21 protein-coding genes are annotated in these 25,297 nt (G+C 38.0%); 15 read left to right on the forward strand and 6 right to left on the reverse strand.

Annotated features, from left to right (window positions below; all coding sequences use genetic code 11):
• The first annotated feature begins 710 nt into the window (after nucleotides 1-710).
• The 4 genes from ABIL69_09365 to ABIL69_09380 all read left to right on the forward strand — a co-directional run bounded on the left by ABIL69_09365 (nucleotide 711) and on the right by ABIL69_09380 (nucleotide 5,522).
• Nucleotides 711-1,925 carry a kelch repeat-containing protein gene (locus ABIL69_09365; protein MEO0124191.1) on the forward strand — a complete coding sequence of 405 codons (1,215 nt, stop codon included), beginning with the start codon at nucleotides 711-713 and terminating at the stop codon, nucleotides 1,923-1,925.
• A gap of 470 nt (nucleotides 1,926-2,395) precedes the next feature.
• Entirely contained in the window at nucleotides 2,396-2,983 is a 588-nt protein-coding gene (locus ABIL69_09370) for a T9SS type A sorting domain-containing protein (GenBank protein ID MEO0124192.1), read from the forward strand.
• A gap of 11 nt (nucleotides 2,984-2,994) precedes the next feature.
• Nucleotides 2,995-4,632, forward strand: a complete 1,638-nt coding sequence (locus tag ABIL69_09375) for a hypothetical protein (GenBank protein MEO0124193.1) — start codon at nucleotides 2,995-2,997, stop codon at nucleotides 4,630-4,632.
• Nucleotides 4,629-5,522, forward strand: coding sequence for a hypothetical protein (locus tag ABIL69_09380; GenBank protein MEO0124194.1), 894 nt, complete (start codon nucleotides 4,629-4,631; stop codon nucleotides 5,520-5,522). Before ABIL69_09375 ends, ABIL69_09380 begins: the two co-directional genes overlap by 4 nt.
• Before the next feature lie 153 nt (nucleotides 5,523-5,675).
• Here the strand turns inward: ABIL69_09380 and ABIL69_09385 are convergent, their stop codons facing one another.
• Nucleotides 5,676-7,175 (reverse strand): leucyl aminopeptidase, encoded by a 1,500-nt coding sequence (locus ABIL69_09385; GenBank protein ID MEO0124195.1) that lies wholly within the window; start codon nucleotides 7,173-7,175, stop codon nucleotides 5,676-5,678.
• A 285-nt stretch (nucleotides 7,176-7,460) separates the two neighbouring features.
• On the opposite strand from ABIL69_09385, the gene ABIL69_09390 reads away from it, so the two are divergent.
• Together ABIL69_09390 and ABIL69_09395 are read left to right on the forward strand one after the other, a co-directional pair.
• Nucleotides 7,461-10,565: a UvrD-helicase domain-containing protein gene (locus ABIL69_09390; protein ID MEO0124196.1), complete on the forward strand. Its 3,105-nt coding sequence runs from the start codon at nucleotides 7,461-7,463 to the stop codon at nucleotides 10,563-10,565.
• Nucleotides 10,562-13,432: a PD-(D/E)XK nuclease family protein gene (locus ABIL69_09395; protein MEO0124197.1), complete on the forward strand. Its 2,871-nt coding sequence runs from the start codon at nucleotides 10,562-10,564 to the stop codon at nucleotides 13,430-13,432. The genes ABIL69_09390 and ABIL69_09395 overlap by 4 nt, the downstream gene beginning before the upstream one ends.
• Nucleotides 13,433-13,463: 31 nt before the next feature.
• On the opposite strand, the gene ABIL69_09400 is transcribed toward ABIL69_09395, so the two are convergent.
• Entirely contained in the window at nucleotides 13,464-14,360 is an 897-nt protein-coding gene (locus tag ABIL69_09400; protein ID MEO0124198.1) for a cation diffusion facilitator family transporter, read from the reverse strand.
• A 95-nt stretch (nucleotides 14,361-14,455) separates the two neighbouring features.
• Between ABIL69_09400 and miaA the strand changes: the two genes are divergently transcribed.
• Nucleotides 14,456-15,382 carry a tRNA (adenosine(37)-N6)-dimethylallyltransferase MiaA gene (miaA, locus tag ABIL69_09405; protein ID MEO0124199.1) on the forward strand — a complete coding sequence of 309 codons (927 nt, stop codon included), beginning with the start codon at nucleotides 14,456-14,458 and terminating at the stop codon, nucleotides 15,380-15,382.
• Here miaA and cmk read toward each other — a convergent pair.
• From cmk to ABIL69_09425, 4 genes are read right to left on the reverse strand one after another with little or no spacing between them, the layout of a single operon-like run.
• Complete coding sequence (cmk, locus tag ABIL69_09410; protein ID MEO0124200.1) at nucleotides 15,365-16,054, reverse strand: (d)CMP kinase; 690 nt, start codon at nucleotides 16,052-16,054, stop codon at nucleotides 15,365-15,367. The two genes, miaA and cmk, sit on opposite strands and share 18 nt — an antisense overlap.
• Nucleotides 16,054-17,076 (reverse strand): dTDP-glucose 4,6-dehydratase, encoded by a 1,023-nt coding sequence (gene rfbB / locus ABIL69_09415; protein MEO0124201.1) that lies wholly within the window; start codon nucleotides 17,074-17,076, stop codon nucleotides 16,054-16,056. The genes cmk and rfbB overlap by 1 nt, the downstream gene beginning before the upstream one ends.
• Before the next feature lie 42 nt (nucleotides 17,077-17,118).
• Nucleotides 17,119-17,607: a dTDP-4-dehydrorhamnose 3,5-epimerase family protein gene (locus ABIL69_09420; protein ID MEO0124202.1), complete on the reverse strand. Its 489-nt coding sequence runs from the start codon at nucleotides 17,605-17,607 to the stop codon at nucleotides 17,119-17,121.
• Nucleotides 17,604-18,671 carry a glucose-1-phosphate thymidylyltransferase gene (locus ABIL69_09425; GenBank protein ID MEO0124203.1) on the reverse strand — a complete coding sequence of 356 codons (1,068 nt, stop codon included), beginning with the start codon at nucleotides 18,669-18,671 and terminating at the stop codon, nucleotides 17,604-17,606. Before ABIL69_09425 ends, ABIL69_09420 begins: the two co-directional genes overlap by 4 nt.
• Before the next feature lie 91 nt (nucleotides 18,672-18,762).
• Between ABIL69_09425 and ABIL69_09430 the strand changes: the two genes are divergently transcribed.
• From ABIL69_09430 to ABIL69_09465, 8 genes are read left to right on the forward strand one after another with little or no spacing between them, the layout of a single operon-like run.
• Entirely contained in the window at nucleotides 18,763-19,521 is a 759-nt protein-coding gene (locus ABIL69_09430; GenBank protein ID MEO0124204.1) for an AAA family ATPase, read from the forward strand.
• The gene (locus ABIL69_09435) at nucleotides 19,514-20,365 is read left to right on the forward strand and encodes a ParB/RepB/Spo0J family partition protein (GenBank protein MEO0124205.1); all 852 of its coding nucleotides are present in this window, start codon (nucleotides 19,514-19,516) and stop codon (nucleotides 20,363-20,365) included. Before ABIL69_09430 ends, ABIL69_09435 begins: the two co-directional genes overlap by 8 nt.
• 10 nt (nucleotides 20,366-20,375) lie before the next feature.
• Nucleotides 20,376-21,257: a 4-hydroxy-tetrahydrodipicolinate synthase gene (dapA, locus tag ABIL69_09440; GenBank protein ID MEO0124206.1), complete on the forward strand. Its 882-nt coding sequence runs from the start codon at nucleotides 20,376-20,378 to the stop codon at nucleotides 21,255-21,257.
• Nucleotides 21,251-22,033 carry a 4-hydroxy-tetrahydrodipicolinate reductase gene (gene dapB / locus ABIL69_09445; GenBank protein MEO0124207.1) on the forward strand — a complete coding sequence of 261 codons (783 nt, stop codon included), beginning with the start codon at nucleotides 21,251-21,253 and terminating at the stop codon, nucleotides 22,031-22,033. Before dapA ends, dapB begins: the two co-directional genes overlap by 7 nt.
• A 50-nt stretch (nucleotides 22,034-22,083) precedes the next feature.
• Nucleotides 22,084-22,857 (forward strand): citryl-CoA lyase, encoded by a 774-nt coding sequence (locus tag ABIL69_09450; protein ID MEO0124208.1) that lies wholly within the window; start codon nucleotides 22,084-22,086, stop codon nucleotides 22,855-22,857.
• A 30-nt stretch (nucleotides 22,858-22,887) separates the two neighbouring features.
• Nucleotides 22,888-24,129: a 3-isopropylmalate dehydratase large subunit gene (locus ABIL69_09455; GenBank protein ID MEO0124209.1), complete on the forward strand. Its 1,242-nt coding sequence runs from the start codon at nucleotides 22,888-22,890 to the stop codon at nucleotides 24,127-24,129.
• Complete coding sequence (locus ABIL69_09460) at nucleotides 24,126-24,641, forward strand: 3-isopropylmalate dehydratase small subunit (GenBank protein ID MEO0124210.1); 516 nt, start codon at nucleotides 24,126-24,128, stop codon at nucleotides 24,639-24,641. Before ABIL69_09455 ends, ABIL69_09460 begins: the two co-directional genes overlap by 4 nt.
• Nucleotides 24,638-25,195 carry a DUF366 family protein gene (locus tag ABIL69_09465; protein ID MEO0124211.1) on the forward strand — a complete coding sequence of 186 codons (558 nt, stop codon included), beginning with the start codon at nucleotides 24,638-24,640 and terminating at the stop codon, nucleotides 25,193-25,195. The genes ABIL69_09460 and ABIL69_09465 overlap by 4 nt, the downstream gene beginning before the upstream one ends.
• Nucleotides 25,196-25,297: the final 102 nt, after the last annotated feature.

A 25,297-nucleotide genomic window follows, 5' to 3' on the forward strand; every position in this document is an offset into this window, starting at 1 on the left:
TCTGTGGACAGGCAGGATAGAGCAGTGCAAGAGTGTCCTTACCCACCTGCTGGACTATCTGGACCGCGTAAGGGGAGATGAAATTACAGACGAGGCCTATTTTATCCTTTATTATCGTGTGAGGGATGTCCGCGATAATGTCTGGTATGGTAATCCGGGCAAGAAGTGAATTCGGATTCAAGGGCATTAACTCCAAAATCAGGTTGATGCAATAAGGGCGAAGTATTTGATATACTTTTAACCATAATAACTTAATAAGCGGGAAGTAGAAAGTATAGATAATAGACAAAAGGAGGCAGGAAGAAGTCCCGACTTTATTTCCAACTGCTGTTACAATATCAATCCAGGGTTATCACTTCCGCAGGATATGTGAGAGTCATAAAAGACCTCCTGATTAGTACGCAAAGCCGCAAAAATATTATCTTAGTTATACCAGCAGCAAAAGCATATGACAATGGTCGGTCTTTTAAGAAGTCTATTTATCTAATAATAACCAATTTTTTTATCTGACTTGTTGTATTGTCAGTTAAAATTTGTATAAAATAAACCCCTGTTTTCAATCCTGTGGTTGAAATTTTGGTGTTTAAAATACTATGATTATTGAAAATAAATTCCTGTTCTAATTGTCCAGTGATATTGAAGATTATTATCTTTTGCATTTTTTCACAAATTTTTCACAAAAAATTGTTATAATCTAATAGGAGGTAATTATGGCAGGATTTTCTCAATATTCATACATTGTTGCCATTTTATTGGTAATAATTGCCTGCGGGGGCAAAAATAATAGCCCGATGATACCGGTGACACCTTCAGGACCAGAAAGTGGATTGGTTGATTCAATTTACAATTTTTCATCCCATGCAACGGACATAGATGGTGATAGTGTGGCAATCAGATTTGACTGGGGCGATGGCGTAATTTCGGATTGGAGCGATTTAGCTGCATCTGGCGAGTTTGCGACAATAGAACATTCTTGGAGTACACCGGATATTTATCTAATTCGTGCCCAGGCAATGGATATTAATGGTGATACTTCAGGTTGGTCATCTCCTGCACAGATTGTAATCACGGGAGTTGGTGGACCATGGGTAAAAAGGGCAGAGATGCCGACGAAAAGGGATGGCCTTGGAATAGGGGTTGTTGATGGAAAATTATATGCGATAGGTGGATACAGTAAATATACCTACTACTGCGATAAGAATGAAGTATACGATCCAATGATCGATTCCTGGACGACAAAAAGTCCTATGCCCACCCCAAGGTACGGAGCTGGCGCGGCAGTAGTAAATGGCAAAATCTATGTTATTGGTGGTGAAAACGGTGGAGCACTTTCCACAAATGAAATGTATGACCCACAAACTGATACCTGGACAACGAAGGCGCCGATGTCATTTCCGCGGGAATGTCTTGGCATTGCGGTCGTTGACAATAAAATCTATGCGATCGGTGGTTATGCGAATGGAAATTATCTGGGAACGAATGAAGTATATGACCCGGGCGTGAATCAGTGGTTCACCAGGGCGCCGATGCCGACTTTGCGGGCATGGGTTGGTGTTGGGGTGGTTAATGGAAAAATTTATGTTATTGGTGGTGCCAATGAGAGTGGTTATCTTTCAGTCGTTGAGGTCTATGACCCGGCAACGAATACCTGGGAGACAAAGACTGATATGTCTTTAAAAAGGGGTGGTTTGGCAGTTGGCGTTGTTAATGGCAAGATATATGCAATCGGCGGATTTGATGGTAAAAATTTCCTTTCGTTAAATGAAGAATATGACCCCAATTCAAATATCTGGACAACAAAGCCTGCAATGCCTACACCAAGAAGGGCACTGGCAATTGGTGTAGTAAATAATAAAATCTATGCGATAGGCGGAATATCAGTTTTTGGCAATTATCGTTCCGAAAATGAAGAATACAGCCCGTAAACTCGTTTGGTTATTTGAAAGACGGATTAATCGCGGTTGGGAAACCGCTCCTACTTACTATAAGGTATTTTCCCTTTTTTGGGGTTATATTCACTGCTATTCTTTCTTATGCTCCTTTTTAATACTTAAGTCTTGAAGTTATCCACATTAATTTCTTTCTTCTAAAACTTTTTGAAAATATGCTACAAAAAATTTACTACAAATTTTAAATACAAATCTTTGTAAATGTAGTAAAAATCTGTATCCAGAAGTACTACACTTTTTTCTTGACAAAAATCTTTATCTGGATAAAATAAGGCATGCTTTTAATAGGTATTAGTAGCCACTACCTACCTACCTACCTACCGTAATTTCACACGGATTTGCAACACCAATCTCAATTCTGCGTTTATGCAGTTTTGTCATTTTGCGATTCTTCATTCTTCCTTCCTTAAAGATTTATTTAATAAGGGGCAAACCAAGGAGGTCAAATGAGTAAAAGTTTGGCAGCATTGTTTTTATCATCGGGTTTAGTCTTTAACACGCTTTCCTTTGCACGGGAGATTGACTTCGTTCTTACTGTAAAGAATGGAAATCTCAAAAGAACCATTGATGAAATTGTTGTCTTTCCTGAATTTACTCGGGACCTGTTAATTATACCTGATTCAGTCTTCATCCCAAATCTTTACCCAGATGAGATGAGAGAGTGTAAGTTCAAAGTATTTGGTAATACAGAGAATCGTAAGGTTCGCTTTACGATTCGCATTCAAAAGAAAACATGGAAAAAAGAGATTTCGTTAAATACCAAATCATCCCAAGAGATGGAGATGGTGCCTCAATTTTTGGTCGTTAATCCTGATTTATTCCGTTTCATTGTCTATTATCATTTACCATTTTCTCAGAAAGCCAGTCTAAAGATTTTTGATGTTTGTGGTCGGAAGATAGATGAATATAAATATTCAAGTACGAAGGAGGGGGTAATCACTATCTCTACCAAAGGTCTTGCTCAAGGTGTCTATTTTCTTCTGTTTACTTCCCCATCGTTTGTTAAGAGTGAAAAGATAGTAGTGATAAGATAAAGGGGGTGCTGATGGCCTTTTTGATTTCTGTATTCATCCTGAGTCAAATAAAAGAAGAAATCATTCTCCGCACTGAAGGAGATGTTTTGGTGCCGGTTTATATGCCGGTTGAAGGTGGTGGGTCGGGAAGATATACCCATTCCGATGCCTGGTTTTATCCTGATAATTCTGTTTATTGTTCAGAGACGACTGCCACTTTGTATGAGATAAATATTTACAATGCGGTGGCTGGTGATGAGTTTATCTGGCGGTTTCGGCATCCGGTGTATGATTCAATCACCGGTCAGATGACTGGAGAGTATAGAGAAGGTTGTGTTGGGAGTTGGCGTTATACTGGTTCATCCTGGGTTTATGAAGGTTGGGATGAGAGTGGTGGATATAATTACGGGGTGTGGAACTATCCCTATCCGAATGCAATGATTGGTTGGGGTATAAGGCCTTCAGTCTGGGATGAATTATATGGCAAGCTTTATGCCTGGCCCACATATTATCCAGGAGAATGGCAGGTTTCAATAGAAGATAAATCAGGCTTGCTCCTTGATACTGACCCATTTGAGCTTATTGATGACATTATAGATGTGTATTTCTATCAGCCTATTGACCGGGATTCAGTGAGTGGTTATACTTCTATAATGGTTGTTGCCTTAGAGAATTGTTGGGCAAGTTGTTCAGTGAAGGTTGAGACCGGAGGTATGGTTGTGCATGAGTTTTGTGATACAATCTGGCATCAATTATTGCATAAAGTTTCTCCGACGGGTTATGATTTTGGTTATGAGAGGGGCAAGGAATTTAAGATAACCGGGATAATAAGGGATAATAGTGGTAATAGGATGGAAAAGATGATTACTGTCTATTCTGCGCCACCGGTGATAAGGATTGTTTTGAGTCCGGATACAGTTCGCCCCTGGTATCCGGATGTTGAGCCGGTAAACCTTGCTACGACAAGGGTTTCGGTGAGTGTGAAGAATCGTGCGGGGATACCGATTAGGAATTTTCCAGTGCGATTAGATGCCCGTTCGGTTCGTTATAGTGGTGGTCATGCCCATAATAGCAATCGTCCCTGCGGTGTCTTCCCGAATAATCAACCTATGATTACGGGGGTTACCGACGATTATGGGTTATTTGAGCCGAATTATCGGGCGGAGAAGTTTGGTGGTAAGGATTCAATCTTTGCCTATTCCAACATGCCGAATGTAGAAACCGGTGATAGTGTGGAACTGCAGGTGATGGTGAAGGATTTAGGGCTGTTGGAGATTTTTGCTGGAGAGTGGTATATTAAAACTGGTGGAACAGAATACCATCATGGGCATCCTGGCTGGCCTGATGACCATAATCACTTTGGCACATCTTATACCAATGCTTGTATTATGCTTATTGGAGCAGATTATAAAGATTCAACTGGTTATCGCCTTCGGATAAATGATATGTCATTGCCCAGGGGTGGTTTATTTGATATAAATGGCAATTGGCAACCGCCACATAGCACGCACAGACTGGGTAGGAATGTGGATGTGCCTTTTGTGACAGCCGAAGGAACACCGGTTAATGGACGAATTTTTAAGAAAATCGTAATAAGGACTTACGCTGGCGATGTCTATACCGAAGGCAACCACTATCACCTTACTTTTCCACAATTGGAGGCAAGATGAAGCAGATGACTTTAATAACTCTCGTAATACAAAGTTTTCTCTTCGGTGATTTTATAACTGGAGATAAAATTATTCTTAAAGTAACATCAAATGTAGCTGAGGATACAACACCGGGTTGGTTTATCTACTCTTATAAGGTCGTTTCGCTTCCAAGCTCTGAGCAAAATCTATGGTGCTTTGCAATTAAAAAATTACCGGATTATGCAGTATTCTATCCGAGGAATATTGGGATTCCTCACTGGGGTGCGAGTGTTGCTGGATTTATCCATATGAGGACAATGCCCGGTTCTCCAGATACGGTTGTTTCAAGTAGCCTTGGAAGAGGAGGTATTGATTGGTCAAGTAGTGACAGCACCTTTGATATTGTGCCCGGTGATTCATTAATAAATCTATCCTATCATTCGCCATTTATGCCCGATATTAAAGACTATTATGCTGAAGGTGAGCATCCCTTACCTTGGTTTCCTGAAGGCGAAGCACCGGATACCCCTCTCCATGGCTATGATGACTTGACCCCTTATGGTCCGGGGATTGTGGGTAAGACTGTTGGTCCCGGTCTTCCACCACCAATGAAACCAATCTGGCCCTGGGGGCATTGCTCGGATAGCGCCTTTATCCATCTTTTGAGAAAAAATGATACCCTGTATTATGATTTGCACTGGATAAAAAGGGAGCAGGCATATGAGCAGATTAAAAGAAGAATCAATCACGCCTTAGACCATCTGTGGACAGGCAGGATAGAGCAGTGCAAGAGTGTCCTTACCCACCTGCTGGACTATCTGGACCGCGTAAGGGGAGATGAAATTACAGACGAGGCCTATTTTATCCTTTATTATCGTGTGAGGTATGTCCGCGATAATGTCTGGTATGGTAATCCGGGCAAGAAGTGAGTTCGGATTCAAGGGCATTAACTCCAAAATCAGGTCGGGGCAATAAGGGCGAAGTATTTGATATACTTTTAACCATAATAACTTAATAAGCGGGAAGTAGAAAGTTTGGTTTATGCTAATGCAAACCGGAAATTTTCGTGTTGAAAATCGCTCCTACTTACTATTTCTACAGAATTCAAATAAGGTGCGCACACCAAAGCCTGTGGCACCCCTTGGTTGATAGAATCGGTCTTTTTCTGCAAACTCTTTGCTCGCAATATCAATGTGAACCCATTTTGCCTTTTCCACAAAGTGTTTTAAAAACATTCCTGCAGTAATCGGTGATGCAAGCCTGCCCCCAGAATTTTTTATATCTGCAACATCACTCTTTATCTTTTCGTCGTATTCTTCAAATAGTGGTAATTGCCACAAACGCTCGCCAGTATCTTTTGAGATTGCCATCAATTTATCTATCAATTCCTGATTATTTCCCATTACGCCAGCAGTTATATCACCTAATGCAATTGCACAACCACCTGTTAATGTTGCGATATCAACGATTGTCTTTGCCCCTTCTTTTTCTGCATAACATAAAGCATCGGCAAGGGTCATCCTGCCTTCGGCATCAGTGGAGATTATTTCAATCGTTTTGCCATTCATTGCCTTTACGATATCTCCGGGTCTTGATGCCTTTCCTGAAGGCATATTCTCCACTGCCGGAATTATGGTCAAAAGATTGACTTTTGCATCTGCCTGTGCCAGTGCGAGCGTCGTTGCAAATACCACGCCACCACCCGTCATATCACCCTTCATTGCACCCATTCCTTCAGAAGGTTTTAATGAAATACCACCCGAGTCAAAAGTTACCGTTTTGCCAATTAAGCTTATTAGAGGGCCTTTTGAATTTTCATATCGTAAAACGATAAATCTCGGTTCATTCTCACTACCCTGGGCAACCGAAAGTAGTGCACCCATCTTGAGTTTTTCTATCTCTTTTTTATCCATCACTGTTATTTTGATCTTCTCGCTGAGTCCCAGATCTTTGATGATATCTTTAACCTTTTTCTCAAATTTTTCCGGTGTGAGATTGTTTGCGGGTTCGTTGGTAAAATCCCGTGCAATATTCTGGGATTGGGCAAGGATAGTGCCGAGATGGACACCTTTTTTTATATTTCCAATCTTATTTTTGTCCATCTCAACAATATAAAATTCTTCAATTCCTTTGTTATTTTCAACTTTTTTGTAAACATTGAACTCATAAAGGGCAAGGAGCGTACCTTCGCTGAGTGCTTGGCTTGCCACTTCCGGGTCAATCCCACCAATCCCGGCGCCGTGAAGAATCGTTCCTACTTTTTTTGCCTTTGCCCTTTTTGCAGCCATTGCGGCTGAACCACTTGCCTTTCGGATTTCTTCAATTCCGAATTTATCGGATTTACCAAGGCCAACAACCATTACCTTGCTGGCTTTCAATTTTCCGAAAGTAGGGAATACAGCGGTTTCACCGAGTTTCCCAATAATCTCTTCTTTTTTTATCATTTCGGTTATTGCACCGTCCAGGGCTTTATCAACTGCACCGGTTCCACCACCGGGTATCTTTACGCCTTCAAAGAGGTTTACGATTATTATGTCCCCATCAAAATCAAGGATTGATTGGTTTAAGATTTTAATCTCCATTGTATCTCCTTTTAAGACTTAAGTCTAATTATATATAAAATTTTTACTAAGTCAATATTTAATAATCTAAGACTTGTAGTGTCAGACCTTGGTCTGCAGATATTTAAAAGCCGAGCAATCTCGGCCACTACATAATTAATAATCAGCAGTTTAAACACAAAAATAATTAGAACAAAAGTGGATGACTCAACTATTTTACATTCTGATTGATTTTTTAAAAAAATTATTTATAATATCCTTAAGAAGCGCGTTAATAAATTCTACGAATATAAAGGACGGATAGGGATGGCTAAGAAAAAAGGCACAGTAGTTTTAGATAAAGATACAAATTTAAAATTTCCACATATTTTGATAATTGATGCCTCGGCAGGAACAGGAAAGACACACACCCTTGCCCAGCGTTATGTCCAGTATATACTTTCACAAGTTATTCCTTATAATACCCCCAGCAATATCCTTGCTATTACTTTTACAAACAATGCCGCAAGAGAGATGAAACAAAGAATTCTTGATTGGTTGAAAAAACTTGCATTGGGAATTGACTGCGAAGAGAAAAGGCAGACTTTGGAACTTGTTAGTTTAAGCCCGGAACAGATTAAGAAACAAGCGAAAATAGTACTGGATAATATCCTCAAACATTGGTCAGATTTCCATATTCAGACTATTGATAGTTTTATGAGCCGGATTTTGCGTTCCTCAGCACATGAAATAGGTATACCACTTGAGACTGAAATTACAGAATCCTATGAAGTGCTTGTTGATTCTGCCCTCGCTATTATTTTCAAGGATGTGGAGGATAGAGCGGTACAAGAAGAATTAGAACAGTTTCTTGAACTTTTAAACCAGGAATCTAATACGTTTGCATGGAATCCACAATTCAGAATAATTGAAAAATTTACAGAATTCCTTAAAGAAGAAGGGAAGGTATTGGAGAAAATTATTTTTGAAGATAGTTTCGCCGAAATCAATAAAAGGTTGGCTCTTATTACTGAGATATATCAGAAGGTCGTAGAATTGGGGTTTAAGGATAAGATAAAAAAGACAATGCAAGAGGCAGTGGAACAAAGCAACATAAAAGAACTAATTGGTGGATTTGATAGAGTATCATTATGGTTTAATAAAAAACAGCTTAACGCCCTTGATGAAAGCGTGGAAAATATCTGCAAGGAACTTCCCCAGATTATTGAAGAACTTACTGTGCTTTATTCAAATTCACATTATTTCCACTATGGTATTTTTTATGAAAAATTTAAAAAGGCGTTAAATATTGAGAAAAGGAAAAACGAGATTATCCATTTTGATGATATTAATAAAATACTTTCGGAATATATCAGGCGGGATAATGTCCCCGAAGTTTATTACCGTCTTGGTGATACCCTTTACCATTTTATGCTTGATGAATTTCAGGATACAGACCGCGTCCAGTGGGAGAATATTCAGCCTTTGCTATTTGAGGCTTATTCCAAGGGAGGTTCTTTCTTTGCAGTGGGTGATATGAAACAGGCAATATATCTCTTTCGCAAAGCGGATTATCGGATAATGCGAAACATTGTCCAGAAGATTAGGTTCCGGGACAGTTATGAGAGTTCATATTTACCTGACAATGTTATTGATAATGCCCGCATCATTCCACTTGAAGAAAATTTCCGCAGTGGGAATGTTATACTCACCTATGTTGATAACATTTTCAAAAATAAATTGAAACAAATTCAGGATGTAATACTCCTTAAAGAAGACCGAACTGGCCTGACCGATTATGTGCAGACAACAAAGAAAAAATATCAAGGTTATGTAAAAACAATTGTATTGAATAAAAGTGAAGAAGAATTAGAAAAGGATGCACTCTTGGAAATAATAAATGATGTTCTTAAAAGATATCAGCCCCGCGATATTGCGATTCTTGCTCACAAAAATAGACATATTGAGAAGATTGTAGAATGGTTAACCGAGAAATCTATTGATACTGCTTCCTTCAGTTCTTTGAACATCAAGAAACGGAAGATAATAATGGAGATTGTTAATCTTTTACAATTTCTTGATTCACCAATTGATAATCTGAGTTTTGCTACTTTCATCACAGGCGATATTTTTTTAAGTGCCGTAAAATCCTGGGGCAGAGAAATTAAGCGCGAAGATATATTATCATTTATTATGGATGCAACGGCCCAAAAGAGTTCTGGAACAAATCTTTATGTAGAATTTAGAGATGGTCTTGAATTTTCTTCACTCTGGCAGAAATTCTTTGAAGACATTTTTAATAAAGTTGGATATTATCCACTCTATGACCTAATCTCTGAAATTTACAGGACCTTCAAGGTCTTTGATAACTTTAAAGAAGAAGCGGGTTTTTTAGCAAGGTTTCTTGAAGCAATAAGTCTCATTGAGGCTAAGGGAATGAATAATATTAAAGATTTTTTAAAACTTGTTGCCGAAGAACAGGAAGAATCTGTTCTCAATATAATGCTTCCTGATTACATTGATGCGGTCAAGGTGATGACATTCCATAAGGCAAAAGGGCTCGGCTTCCCGGTGGTTATAAATATGATATATGACGAAGGAGGGGGACCCCAATATATGTTTTTTGATAAAGAAGATGAACACCTTAAGATTTATTATATCATAAAGGGTTTCCAGGAAAAATCTGCGAAACTGGCGAGAATTTATTCCGAAAAAAATCTGGATGAATTGATTCAAACACTAAATCTTTTATACGTCGCTAATACACGGGCGATGAATGAATTGTATAATATTGTTATAAAAAGGGATGACCGATACCACAATGCCTATACCGATCTCTTTGAGGAATTTGAAGACGGCGAGAAAATTGCTCCACTTGAAAGGGCAATTAGCAGACCTGAATCTACAGAAATCAAAATACCCGAACATTTTGAAATAGAGTTCGTTGAACAGGAGGAAAGGAATTGGTCAATAAATCGGATTCTGGAGACAAAAAAGGGTGAGTTTTTCCACGAAATTCTGGCACAGATAGATTTTGTCGGGAGTGATATTGATAAGAAACTGGATGAAGTTATGAAACGGGTTTTAACAAAATCAAAAGAGATTTATGAGTTTGAATGGATTAAAGAGACGATTTTGAATTTTTTAAATATTGATAAAGCAAGGGAATGGTTTAATGAAAAACCCGGTAGAGAGGTATATCAGGAAATAGAATATACTAACGAACAAGGCTTATTATATCGCATTGACCGTGTTGTGATTGATCCCGAAAGTATCACAATTATTGATTTCAAGACCGGCACTGATGAACTTGATTATTACTATAACCAGTTGAGAAACTATATAAGAATTGTAAAAAATCTAAATCCACAAAAAGAGGTGAAGGGATATATTGCATTTATTGAGACCGGAAAAATAAATGAGGTAAAATGAAAAATACTTATTTGCTTTCTTCTGGTTTAGACATAATTGAATTCACTGCGAATCTCTTACTTGAACATACTGAAGAACTTTCGCAGTCTATCGTCGTTTTTCCGGGCAAGAGGCCCGGTCATTTTTTAAGAAAATATATTGCGGATAAATTGAATCAGCCATTTACCCCACCCAGAATTTTATCAATGGATGAGTTTGTTGATTTTGTATATACTACTTATCTTGGTTGCAATGACCGTATCGCAGGGGCAATAGACTGCGTTCCGATTATATTCAATCTAAATAAAAGTGAAAATTTGATTGCGAAACAAGAAATCCAGTTATATCTCGATGAATTCCTCCCCTGGTGCTTCAAATTATTCGGTGATTTTGAGGAATTGTGCATAGAAGAAATAGGTCCTTCAAAATTGAGAGAGATTGATGAGATTGCAGGTGAAAATATCCCCCTCCGGATTAAAGAAAATTTAATTAAACTTTCGCGACTTTATGAGTTATTTTATGAAAGATTAATGGCAGTTAATCTTTCCACCCGTTCACTGCGTTACCAAAAGGTTGCACAGGAAATTGATAAAATTGATTTTAAACCATTTAAAAAAATTTTATTTGCCGGACTTTTTGCCCTGACGAGATCGGAAAGGAGAATGTTATCACACCTTGCCAAAGATGAGAGGGTAATATTTATTCTGCAGAAGGGACCTGATATCGATGATACAATAAAGAGCCTTAAACTTGATGTTGTTGATGTAGAAATGGAAAAGGAACCTCCGACAATACATTTCTATCAGGCGATGGATACCCACGGCGAGGTCTTTAAACTGAATCAACTGATAAATAAAAAAAGAGATTTTGGTTTTAAAGATGTAATTGTCCTGCCTCTTGCTGATTCACTTCTTCCCGTTGTGCAACATACCCTAGGATATATTGGTAAAGACTACAATATTTCAATGGGTTACCCTATTTCACGCACTCCGGTCTATGCAATAATTCAGACTCTTTCGGAACTTATAGAAACCAGGGATGGAGATAGATATTATATGCCTGCGTACTTCAATTTTGTACTGCATCCTTATGTAAAAAATATTTATTTTAATCGGGCAAGTTATGTTACAAGAATAATCTTTCATACGCTTGAAGAAAAATTTATGAAAAATCAGAAAAGATTCATAACCCTGAGCGAAATTGAGCAAGATAAATTGGCTATTGGTGAATGTTTAAGGAAACTACAGAAACATAATAGTCTCGGGATTGATGAAGTTCAGATTAGAAACCATTTATGCGAAATTCATAATATATTAATTAGACCCTTTGAAGATATAAAAAATATTGAGGACTTTGCTGATAAACTTTTGAATTTCTTTTCTTTTATATCAGAAAAAAGCCCGGCAAATTTGCATCCGTTTACTGCACCTTTCATTAAAACTGTTCTTGAATCAATTTATGAGTTAAAAACTTCCAATTTGAAACTTGAGACGTTTAAAGATACAAGTAGTTATTTTAGATTAATAAAAAATTATTTGCGAACTATAAGGTATCCATTCCCAGGAACACCGGTCAAAGGACTGCAGGTTCTCGGTTTTTTGGAAACAAGAAATATCAAGTTTGATACTGTTTATATTCTGGATGTAAACGAAGGAATTCTGCCTGATGTTAAGAAAGAGGACACCTTGCTACCAAATGGACTCCGTGCATATCTTGGCTTGCCGACCTACGAAACACGGGAAAAAATATTTAACTATTATTTTGAAACACTTTTATCGGGTGCGAAAGAAGTCCATATTTTCTATGTTGAGGGTGCGGATAAAGAAAAGAGTCGGTTCGTTGAAAAATTAATCTGGGAGCAACAACAAAATGAAGGCAATCTAACTTTTGCGAAGAGTGACATATTCTTTAATGTTAAATTTTCTCAAAAAGAGCCCGCACCAATTGAAAAAACAGATGCTATGATTCAGGTCATCAAAAGTTCTTTGGATTTTTCTGCCACAAAACTTGATCAGTACCTGAAATGTCCGTTGAGTTTCTATTATAGTGCCGTTTTAGGTTTAGGTGCAAAAGAAGAGATAACAGGAGAGCCCAATGCAATGAAAACAGGGGGTCTTGTTCATAAAATCCTGGAGAGATTTTTTACTACTAAGATTGGTAAGGTATTAATAATAACAGAGAGTGATTACAAAACTATGGATGGTATTGTAGAAGAAGTACTAAAAGATGAATTCCAGGAATCAAAAGATGGTTTCATATATCTAATTGAAATGCAGATCAAAAAACGGATGAAGGATGTGTTAAATTACCATCGAAAAAAAGAATTTTCAAAAAGGATAATTATAGAATGTGAGGGCAATAGATCCCCAGTCTATAGACCCGGGCGTAAGCCATTATCAAAAGCTAATATTAAATTGACGAATGGTGAAATTGTACAATTAGTAGGAAAATTAGACCGGGTTGATAAAGATGCTGATTTTCATTACATTATTGATTATAAAACAGGAAAAGATGCAGATGTTCCAGGTATTGAAAAGTTTGATATAGAAAACCGCGAAGAATGGTTGAATACATTGAAATCCGTCCAGTTGCCGAGTTATTTAATTATCTACCTATCAAATAATCCAGATGTTAATGTTGAAAATATAAATGCCGGATTGATGCTGTTAGGGAAGAGAGAGATAAAAGAATCGTATCTATTCCCTGAAAATATTACAGTTGCAGAGAAAAAATCTGTTTACGAGAATTTAAAAAAGGCTGTGGTTATGCTTATAGAAGAAATATTAAATCCGAACATACCATTTATGCCTGCCGAAGATACAGAGTCTTGTGCGGGGTGCGACTTTAAAGTAATGTGTGGCAGGCAATGGGTTGAGAAGAAATGGTGACGAATCTATAATCACTGCTGAAAAAAATTATCTAACAGGTCTTTATTATATTCTTATCTGTGCACGTCCCGAATTCAATCTGGATTGTAGTATGGTTAATACCAAACTTTTCGGCAAGTATTTCTTCAATTTTTTTAATAATAACTGCCACTTCACTCGTTTTATAATCTTCACAGACATCAATATGCCCTTCAAAATGAATATCTTTGTCAGTGAGTTGCCATATATGGACATGGTGGAGATTATGAACTTCAGGAATGCTTTCAATCGCACACTTGATTGCCATCAGATCAATCCCTTCGGGTGTTGACTGCATAAGGATATTAACCGTATCGCGCACAATTAGATAACTTTCCCGCAAAATATAAATACCAATTGCAATAGTCAGTATGGGGTCAACGATATAAATGTTAAAAATCTTTATTAGAATACCACCAATCACTACCGCAATTGATGATAATGAATCGGCAACCAGATGAAGATAGGCAGATTTGATATTGATACTGTGTCCAGCATCTTTTTTTAATAAAAAGACACCGAGGAGATTGGCTAAAAGACCGATCACGGCGATAACCATCATTAAATTACTATCAATGGGACGGGGTGAAAACAGTCGGGTAATTGCCTCTTTGAATAAAAAGAAGATAATGATTATCAAAACTGAGGCATTAAACAGGGCGGCGATAATCTCTGCCCGTTTATAACCAAAGGTTTTTTGTACGGTGCTTTTGCGCTGTCCAAGTTGGAAGGCAAAATAACTTATCAGGATTGCAATCCCATCGCTGAAATTATGTAATGCATCCGAGATTAATGAGAGACTGTTTGATAGCAGACCCCCAATTACTTCGGCAATGGTGATAAAAAAATTCAAGAAAATTACAAAGATAATGTTGCGGGCATTGATTTCGTGATTATGGTGACTACTCATTAAGAGATTATATTCCAATTTGTTGGATGGTCAAGGAGATATATGCAAAACAATGAAAACCTTGCACTATCAAAATATTTTACTATAATTGATGTATGCGTGAGATTATTACAATCATTGGTCCGACTGCGGTTGGCAAGACTGAGATTGCTATTAAAATTGCCGAATACTTCAATGGCGAGATAATATCTGCAGATTCAAGGCAGGTTTATAAATACTTAAACATTGGAACTGCCAAGCCAACACAAGAGCAGAGAAAAAGGGTAATTTTTCATTTGATTGATTTTTTGGAGCTCGACCAAAACTATTCCTGTGGTCAATTTGCCCGTGATGCGGAGCGCTTGATTGAGGAAATTACTGCTCAGGGTAAAATGCCCGTTGTGTGTGGGGGAACTGGTTTATATATTCGGGCATTATTCAATCCCCTGCATCAATTACCGCGGGCGGACAAAGAATTAAAAGAGCAATTGCAAAATATGCTAAAAGAAAAGGGGCTTGAATATCTTTATAAAGAACTACTTGCTGTTGACCCAGAATGGGCAAGAAGGGTTGGTCCCCACGATAAACAACGTATCCTGAGGGGTCTTGAGGTATATGAGATTACCAAAAAACCTTTGAGCGAATTGATTAAAAAAGGGAAGCAAGAGCCAAAATATAAACCACAATATCTTGGTTTAATTTTACCCCGTGAAAAATTGTATAAAAAAATTGATGAACGCTATGATAAGATGATTGAGAATGGTCTTGTAGAAGAAGTGAAAGATATTTTGGATATGGGTTTTAACCCTGATTGTTACGGTTTACGGACGATTGGTTATAAAGAAATCGTAAAATTTTTACAAAGAGAATGGGATTTAAAGACCGCCATTGAAAAAGCAAAACAACATACTCGCAATTTTGCCAAAAGGCAGGTTACCTGGTTTAAGAAAATTTCTGGAATAAATTGGTATAATCCTGAAAATTTATCTGCCAATAATATTTTAATAAATTTGATTAAAAATTTATCAGCGAATCGTTTTTAATTTTTCTCTGACAATCTTTTCCACCAATTCAATTTCCTGTTCAATTGTCAAATTTGTTGTGTCAACGACGATGGCATCTTCCGCCTTTTTTAATGGTGAATGTTCACGGCTTGAGTCATAATCATCACGGTATTTTAAATTATTTAAAGATTCTTCAAAACTAATGTTTATCCCTTTTTCCTGTAATTCTTTCCTTCTTCGTTCCGCCCTTGTGGGCAAGTCTGCATCCATAAAAATCTTGACCTGGGCATCAGGAAATACAACAGTTGCCATATCCCTACCTTCACATACGATATTTTTGCCCTGAGCAATTTCTCTTTGTCTTTTTACCATCCAATCCCGAATTTCCTTTATTGCTGAGATTGGAGAGACCAGGTCATTTACTTCAGGCGAACGAATCTCTTTACTTACATCCTCGCCATCGAGAAAAACCTTAAGGTCGTCATTTTGTTTAATTAATTCAATTGTAGTATTTTTTAGCAATCTGGCGATTAGATTTAAATCAATATCATCGTTTCTTCCTTTTTTCGCCCGCAGGTATTTCAGGGTGAATGCCCGGTACATTGCACCGGTATCAAGATAAAAAAATTGAAGTTTTTTTGCAACGCCTTTGGCGGTTGTGCTTTTACCTGAACCTGCCTTGCCGTCAATGGCAACTATAAAACCTACCATTAAATCTCTTTAAGTCCCAATTTTGAATAATATTTTTTGTAAAAATTACGATATTCTCCACTCTGGGCATTTTTTAGCCATTTCTGATTTTTGCGATACCATTCAATTGTTCTTTTTATGCCCGTTTCAAAAGAAATCTTGGGATGCCAGCCAATTTGACGCCTGATTTTCCCCAGGGATAACGAATACCTTCTATCATGACCGGGTCGGTCTTTTACGAATGTGATCAGACTTTCAGATTTGTTTAATAATTTTAGAATAAATCTAACCACAAATAAATTCGTTAATTCGTTTTCGCCACCGATATTATAAACTTCGCCGATTCTTCCATAATGGAAAACAAGGTCTATTGCTTCACAATTATCTTCAACATATAACCAGTCCCTCACATTCATTCCGTCACCATAGACAGGAACTTTTTTATTATTCATAGCGTTCAGGATAACGAGGGGAATCAATTTTTCGGGGAACTGATACGGACCGTAGTTATTGGATGAGCGGGTTATGAGAATGGGCAATCCATGGGTTTTATAATACGACAATACAAGGGCATCAGCCCCGGCTTTGCTTGCTGCATATGGACTTGAAGGATCAAGTGGACTATCTTCGCGAAAACTTCCGCGCAGGATAGACCCATAGACTTCATCAGTGGATATCTGTAAAAATTTTTTAACATTATATTTTAAAGAAAGATTTAATAATACACCGACTCCAATAACATTTGTTTTTATAAATGGGGCAGGGCTCATTATACTGCGGTCAACATGGGTTTCTGCTGCAAAATTTATGACTGCCTCGGGTCTGAATTTTTCGAATATATGGCGCATTACCGAGGCTGAACTTATGTCCGCACGGATAAAATGATAATTTCCTTTCTTCTCCAGCCCTTTTAAATTCTCAAGATTCCCAGCATAAGTAAGTTTATCAACATTTAATATTTTGTAATAAGGATGCTTGCAATTGAAGTATCGTATAAAATTTGATCCTATGAACCCACAACCACCAGTGATTAATACCCTCATAACAATTTCGGATTTCGGATTTCGGATTTCGGATTTAATAAATTATCCATCTTTTCTCGTCCAGTCATAGGGGATGTCAGAATCATGTGGTGGCTTACGATATTCATCAGGATTTTTATAATTATAGCATTCGGTAACAATGTTGATTATTATGCACTCTTCTTCGCTAATGCACTTGAATCCGTGCCAGATGAGTTTGGGAATATGCACAAGAATATGATTATGGTCTCCTACATAGAATTCATTTATTATGCCTCTGGTTGGGCTATCTTTACGGTCATCATATAGAACAATCTTCGCCATACCTTTTATCACTGTCATATTATCGTTTTGAAGTTTATGATAATGCCATGCCTTGACCACACCGGGATAGGCAGTAGTTATATATACCTGCCCGAATTTCTCAAAACATTCATCATCGTTTCTAAGCACTTCCATTAATCTGCCGCGTTCATCTGGTAATAATCTTAAAACCTTTACTTTAACACCATTGATCAATTCTTTCCCTCTGAACCCGATTATCTCTTTCATTCTACAATCTCCACAAAACTCTGGTCACCAAGGTAAAATCGGTGACAGCGTGGTGAGTTATTTGTTTGATTGATTGTTACATTCCTGCCAATTATTGAGCGGTCAATTCTTTTATTCAGGTTCTTAATTTTTGCCCCTTCCATTATCACACTGCATTCAACCTCGGAATTTTGAATAACAGCATTATCACCGATTGATGTGAAGGGACCTATGAATGCATTTTTAATAATGACATTTTTCCCAATAACTGCTGGACCACGAATCATACTCTTTTCAATCTTCGTTCCTTCTCCAATAATTATCCTGCCATTCAACACAGAATCCACCAGGGTACCCTGGTTTGATGTTTCAATATCTTCAAGGATTAGTAGATTTGCTTCAATTATGTCTTCTGGTTTTCCTGTATCTTTCCACCATCCTTTTACCCGGTCAGATAGAACATTGAATTTGTTATCAAGGAGCCACTGGATCGCATCGGTTATTTCAAGTTCGTTACGCCACGAAGGCTTAATATTTTCTATTGCTGTAAAGATGTTTTTGTTGAATAGATAAACACCCACCAGGGCTAAATTTGATGGTGGCTCTTTGGGTTTCTCAATGAGTTTTTTTACGAACCCTTTTTCATCAACAACTGCCACACCAAATTCCTGAGGATTGTTGACTTCGGTTAATAGAATCAAAGCATCTGGGTTGTTCTTTTTGAACTTCTCTACGAATTCATTAACTCCTTCTTTTAAAATGTTATCACCGAGATACATAATAAATGGTTCATCTTTAAGAAAATCTTTTGAGACTTTTATTGCATGTGCCAGGCCTAAAGGTGCAGGTTGATAGATATATTCAATCTTTATATTCCACCTTGAACCATCACCAACAGTATTTTTTACTTCTTCTTTAGTCTCACCAACAACGATGCCAAGTTCTTTTATACCTGCATTTACAATAGATTCAATACCATAAAAGATTATGGGTTTATTTGCTATTGGAATTAGTTGTTTGGCACTCGTGTAAGTCAAGGGTCTGAGACGTGTGCCAAAACCACCTGAGAGTATCAGTCCTTTCATTTTATTTTTTGATTATAACTATAATTTGACAAAAGTCAAGTTATTTTTTATTTACTTGTTGACTTCAAAGGAATTTTTGTTAAAATATGGCATGCGAAAAATTGCAATCTGTAATCAAAAGGGTGGTGTGGGTAAGACGGCTACGGCGGTGAATTTGTCAGCAGGGCTTTCCCTTGCAGAAAAAAGGACGCTGCTTGTTGATTTTGACCCTCAGGCAAATGCTACAAGTGGTGTGGGCATTGATTATAAAAATTTAGAAATTTCGGTTTACGATTGTTTATTTGAGCCTGAACTTGTTAACAAGGCAATCATAAAGACAAAATATCTTTATCTTTCAGTTTTACCTTCCACTCCTGACCTGGTGGGTGCTGAGGTTGAGCTTGTTTCTGAAAATGAAAGAGAGAGAAAATTAAAAAATGTTTTAAACAAAATTGAAAATGAATATGATTTTGCAATCATTGATTGCCCACCTTCATTGGGACTGCTAACTTTAAATGCTCTTGCCTCCTGTGATAGTGTAATTGTGCCGATCCAGTGCGAATATTATGCGCTTGAAGGGCTTGAGAAGTTATTGAAGACATTGAAGTCGGTAAAGGAAAATTTAAATTTAAATTTAAAGATTGAAGGAATTCTTTTGACAATGTATGATGCAAGATTAAATTTGTCCAAGGATGTTGTTGAAGAGATAAAGGAACATTTTGCTGGTTCGGTTTTTGAAACAATAATTCCGCGGTCAGTTCGTATTGCCGAGGCACCATCATTTGGCAAATCTGTTTTACACTATAACATATCTTCTTCAGGTGCCCAGGCATATCTTCATTTAACAAAGGAGATTTTGAACCATGCGTAAAAGGGCACTCGGTAGAGGGATTGAGGCGTTGATTTCTAAAGATGAAAAGACTGTATTGCAAGAAGGATTCAGAATGATTCCCATAACAGATATCCAACCGAATCCATATCAGCCGAGAGAAAAAATTACTGAAGAGAGTATCAGGGAACTTGTTAATTCAATAAAAGAAAAAGGTATAATTGAGCCCGTTATTGTAAAACGATATAATGATAAGTATATCCTTGCTGCGGGTGAAAGACGATTCAGGGCAGCACAACTCGCAGGGTTAAAAGAACTTCCCGCAATTATTAAAAACCTTTCTGAGCAGGAGTTGCTTGAAATTGGATTGATTGAAAATCTCCACCGGGAAGATTTGAATCCGATGGAAGAAGCACTTGCTTACGAACAATTAAATAAAAAATTCAATCTGACTCATGAGCAGATTGCTCAGATTGTTGGAAAAGACCGTTCTACTATTACGAATGTCCTTCGGTTGTTAACCCTGCCTGAAAAGATAAAGGATTATTTAAGAAAGAATTTGATACAGGAGGGACATGCAAGGGCAATACTGTCGCTCGATAACGAAATAAAGATGTTGCAGATTGCTGACAAGATTGTTCGCGAACAATTATCAGTCAGGGAAACAGAAAAGTTGATAAAAAAATGGTCAAAACTACCAAAGATAAGACCGGGCAAAGAGAAAGAACCCAATCTATTGATACTTGAGGATGAATTGTCCAAGATTTTGCGGACAAAAGTTACGGTTGAATGGAAGAAAAATAAAGGAACGATAACTATCTATTGTTTAAGCCTTGAAGATTTTAATCGTATCTATGATCTTTTAAGAAAAATTAGGAAATTATAAAGGAGGTTGAATGTATCAGGGTTCTTATGTTGCGATAGTCACCCCGTTCAAGGATGATAAACTTGATGAAGGTGGTTTGAGAAAAAATTTACAATTCTTGATTAAAAATGGTTCAGATGGCATTGTTGCCTGTGCTACAACCGGAGAGAGTCCAAGTTTAAGCGATGATGAGTATGAGAGAATCATAAAGATTTGCCTTGAAGAAACAGGTGGAAAGATTCCGGTCATAGCGGGTGCAGGCACAAATTCAACGATAAAGACGATAAAGACAGCACAGAAGGCGCAAAAGATTGGTGCCCAGGGATTATTGATTGTTACACCATACTATAACAAACCAACTCAGCAGGGATTGTATCAGCATTATAAGGCAGTGAGCGGTGAGACCGATTTGCCGATAATCATCTACAATGTTCCGGGCAGAACCGGTGTAAATATTTTGCCTCAGACTGTCACAAAACTTGCAAAAGATTGCAAAAATATTGTAGCAATAAAAGAGGCAAGTGGTAATCTTGACCAGGTGTCAGAACTTGTAAACCTTGTTGGCGATGACTTTGATATTCTTTCGGGAGACGATTCATTGACACTACCTATGCTTGCAATTGGTGCCAAGGGTGTTATTTCGGTTATTGCCAATATCTTCCCGAAAGAAGTTGCTGATATGTGCCATTTATTTATTCAGGGTAGATTTGAAGAGGCAAAGAAACTTCACATAAAAATGTTTCCGGTGGTGAAGGCACTTTTCATTGAGACAAATCCGATACCGGTGAAAAAGGCAATGGAATTGATGGGACTTTACTCCGGCAATCCGAGGCTTCCACTTGTGCCAATGAGCGAAGAAAATACCGCTATTTTACGCAAAAGGCTTTTGGAATACGGAGTGAAGGTATGTTAAAAATTGTTCTTTGCGGTGCTGCAGGCAGAATGGGGAGAGAAATTATTTCTATCGTCCAGAAGAGTGAACATGTTAAAATAATTGCGGGCATTGAAGATAAATCAAATCCAATGGTGAACAAAAGGATTGAAGATATACCAATTTACAATGAACTTTTATCAGTGATTGAACAGGCTGATTGTATTGTTGAATTTACAAACCATATTGCCACAATGGAGAATTTGAGAAAATCAGCGTCTTACAAAAAACCTTATTGCATTGGCACGACCGGGTTTTCCAAAACCGAGATTGATGAGATAAAAGAATTTTCAAGGTCGTTCCCTATTTTTTTGAGCCCCAATATGTCACTAGGTGTTAACCATCTTTTGAATCTCGTTAAGAACACTGCGCAGGTTCTCTCGGATTATGATATTGAGATAATTGAAACACATCACCAGGCTAAAAAGGATGCACCATCAGGCACCGCACTGGCAATTGCCGATAAAATAAAAGAAGTGAAACCGGGGATAAATATTATTTACGGCCGACATGGAATGGGAGACGGCCGGAATAAGAATGAATTGTGTATAAATGCAGTCAGGGGCGGTGATGTTGTTGGTGAACATAGAATTTTATTTTTAGGTAAAGGTGAATTTTTAGAGATAAGACATTATGCAACGAGCAGGCAATGCTTTGCCTCGGGCACGATTGAGGCGGTTAAATTTATTGTGAAGCAGAGAACTGGATTATATACAATGCAGGATTTATTAAAGTATACAACAAATGGAATCCATTGACAACCTTTTTCTGTTTTATATAATCAACTGGATTAAAAAAGGAGGCTCAATTGGTCTGGAAGAGCGGAATAACCAAGATTGAACCAAACCATATTGTGACGAAGGGCTATCGTCAGGAAGATCTGATTGGTAATGTTCCTTTTGCATCTGCCTTTTTTTTGTTAATAAAAGGGAGACTGCCTGATGAGAGAGAAGCGAGAATGATTGATGCAATAATCACTTCTTCAATTGACCATGGCACAACACCGCCATCAACCCATGCCACAAGAATTGTTGCCTCTGCAGGTGTCCCCCTGCCGACTGCGGTTGCTGCAGGAATTCTTGCCGTGGGTGATGTGCACGGCGGTGCAATTGAAGATTCAGCAAGGATTTTGCAAGAGTGGGTAAAGAAAATGAAGAAAGAGAACTGGAATTATGAACAGACCGCCTGTGATTTACTCAATCATTTAAAGTCCGCAGGGAAATATATGCCTGGATTTGGACACAGGATTCATACCCAGGACCCAAGGACAAAAAAACTTTTTGCCCTTGCAGATGAACTGAATATTGCCAGCGACCACATAAGATTGACCAAGGCGATTGAATCGGAATTTGCAAAGACAAAACCGCTGCCCGTGAATGTTGATGGAGCAATTGCTGCAATCATATCAGATATGGATTTTGATTGGCGCCTGGGAAAGGCGTTCTTCTTGCTGGGTAGATGTGCAGGACTCATTGCCCATGCCCATGAAGAAATCACACGCGAAAAACCGATGAGGCGGATGTGTGAACAGGAAGTAGAGTATGATGGACCATGGGAAAAGGACATAGGTGCAAATGCCTAAAAGTCCAAAATACCTAAATACCTAAATAATATGACAATCGTAGAGAAAATTTTAGCAAGGGCGAGTGGAAAAAAGAAGGTGATTCCCAATGAGATTGTGATGGCAAAGGTGGATGTGGCAATGTCCCATGAGAATGCAGATGTAGTATTGAAATCATTTCAGGAGATAGGAGTAAGGAGAGTTTGGGATCCAGAAAAGATCGTAATTTTGTTTGATCACCGAATTCCCGCTGAATCTGAGAAGACTGCCACTACCCACAAGCGGATAAGAGAATTTGTAAGGGAGCAGGGTATTAAATATTTCTATGATTTAAAAGAGGGAATTTGTCATCAGATTCTTTCTGAATTCGGACATTGCCGACCTGGAGAGGTTCTTGTTGGGACTGATTCTCATACGACCACCCATGGTGCATTTGGAACATTTGCCACCGGGATAGGGGGAACAGAGATGGCAGGTGTATGGGCAACTGGAGAATTGTGGTTAAAAGTACCTGAATCATTTAAGATAACCGTAAAAGGCAAATTTCGTAAGTATGTTTCCGCAAAGGATTTGATTCTTTATATAATCGGGCAATTGAAGGCGGATGGAGCGGATTATAAATCCGTTGAATTCTGCGGTCCAGCGATTGCAGAGATGTCAATTTCATCAAGAATGGTCTTGACAAATCTTTCAATGGAGATGGGGGCGAAGAATGCATTTGTATCGCCAGATGAGAAGACGATAGAATTTGTGAAAAAGACTACAGATAAACGATTTGAAGTTATACTGCCGGATAAAGATGCTGAATATGTTCAGACTTTTGAATATGATCTTGCTGATTTGCAATCGCAGATCGCCTGTCCGCATTCGGTAGATAATGTTAAACCGGTAAAAGAAGTAGCGGGTTTAAAAATTCATCAGGTATTGATTGGTTCCTGCACAAATGGCAGGCTTGAAGATTTGAAGGTCGCTGCAGAAATCCTTGAAGATAAAAAAATTCATCCTGATGTTCGCCTTCTCGTTATTCCCGCATCGCGCAGGGTCTATCTTGAGGCATTGAGAGCCGGATATATTGAAATATTTATAAAGGCAGGGGCACTCGTTTTAAATCCAGGTTGTGGTCCCTGTCTCGGAGCACATCAAGGTTTGCTTGCATCAGGTGAGGTTTGTATTTCTACAACGAATCGTAATTTCAAGGGTAGGATGGGAAGCCCGGATTCTTATATCTACTTGGCATCTCCAGCGACTGCAGCAATATCAGCGGTCAAAGGTGAAATTGCTGAGCCACTATGATTAAAGGTCGTGTATATAAGTTTGGTGATAATATAAACACCGATGATATCTACCCCGGCCGGTATCTTTCCATTACTACTGACCGACAGGAGATGGCTAAACATTGTTTTGAACTTGCCTATCCTGATTTTTTGAAGAATGCGAAACCAGGAGATATCATCGTTGCGGGAAAGAATTTTGGTTGTGGTTCTTCACGGGAGCAGGCAGCGACCTGTTTGAAATATTTTGGTATAAGTGTCGTAATCGCTGAATCCTTTGCAAGAATTTTTTACCGTAATGCCATAAATCTTGGACTGCCAATATTGATTGCCCCGGATATAACAAAAAAAGTTGAACATAACGACCCACTTGAAGTAGAATTAGAAAAGGGTATAATAAAAAATATGAGGACGAATGAAGAAATAAAAGGTATTCCATTACCTTCATTTGTTCTTGAAATTCTTAATGAAGGTGGATTGGTTCCCTATTTGAAGAAAAAATTGAGTCTAACTGAAAAGGGGGGAGGTAAATGAGATACAGACTTATTAAAGATGAGATTGCCTATACCGGTGAACAGTTAAGGAGTAATTTTGCCTATACTACATTTGGTATTGTAGGTGATTCAATAATTGCTTTTTGTGGACCCTGTGATGTTAAACTTAAAGAGATGGTCGATATTGAAGACCTGAAAGCTGGTAAGGCAATCTATTCTGAATATATGCTCCACTTTATTGTGGAACACTATGATACTGATATTGAAAAGATAATTCTCAGACAATTGATTCTTACCTGTATTGTTCGTGATGCAATAAATGAAATAAAGGGAAAGCTCATTGTAAAAAGGGTAAATTCTGATTTATACGAAGATGATGCAAAACTTTCTATCTCAGTTGCTACTGTTTCGCCTCTGTCTTCTCTTATCCATTTTGGTATTAACATCACATCCACGAATACACCTGTGAAGACAAAAGGGCTCAAAGACTATGATATTGAGCCTTATGAATTTGCCAATCTGGTCATGGATAGATATACAAAGGAGATTGAGAAAATAAATACAGCAAGATGTAAGGTGAGATGGGTGCAGTGAAAATGCAGTATCACCCTGATTAAAATCAGGGTTCGCAGGAGACGCAGTATCGCTACGCTTGCCGAAGGCATTGCCTAAAAAGAAGTGGTAATGCAAATCCTG

The organism is candidate division WOR-3 bacterium, from assembly GCA_039802005.1.
Taxonomy (GTDB): domain Bacteria; phylum Hydrothermota; class Tepidihabitantia; order SM23-42; family JAOAFX01; genus JAOAFX01.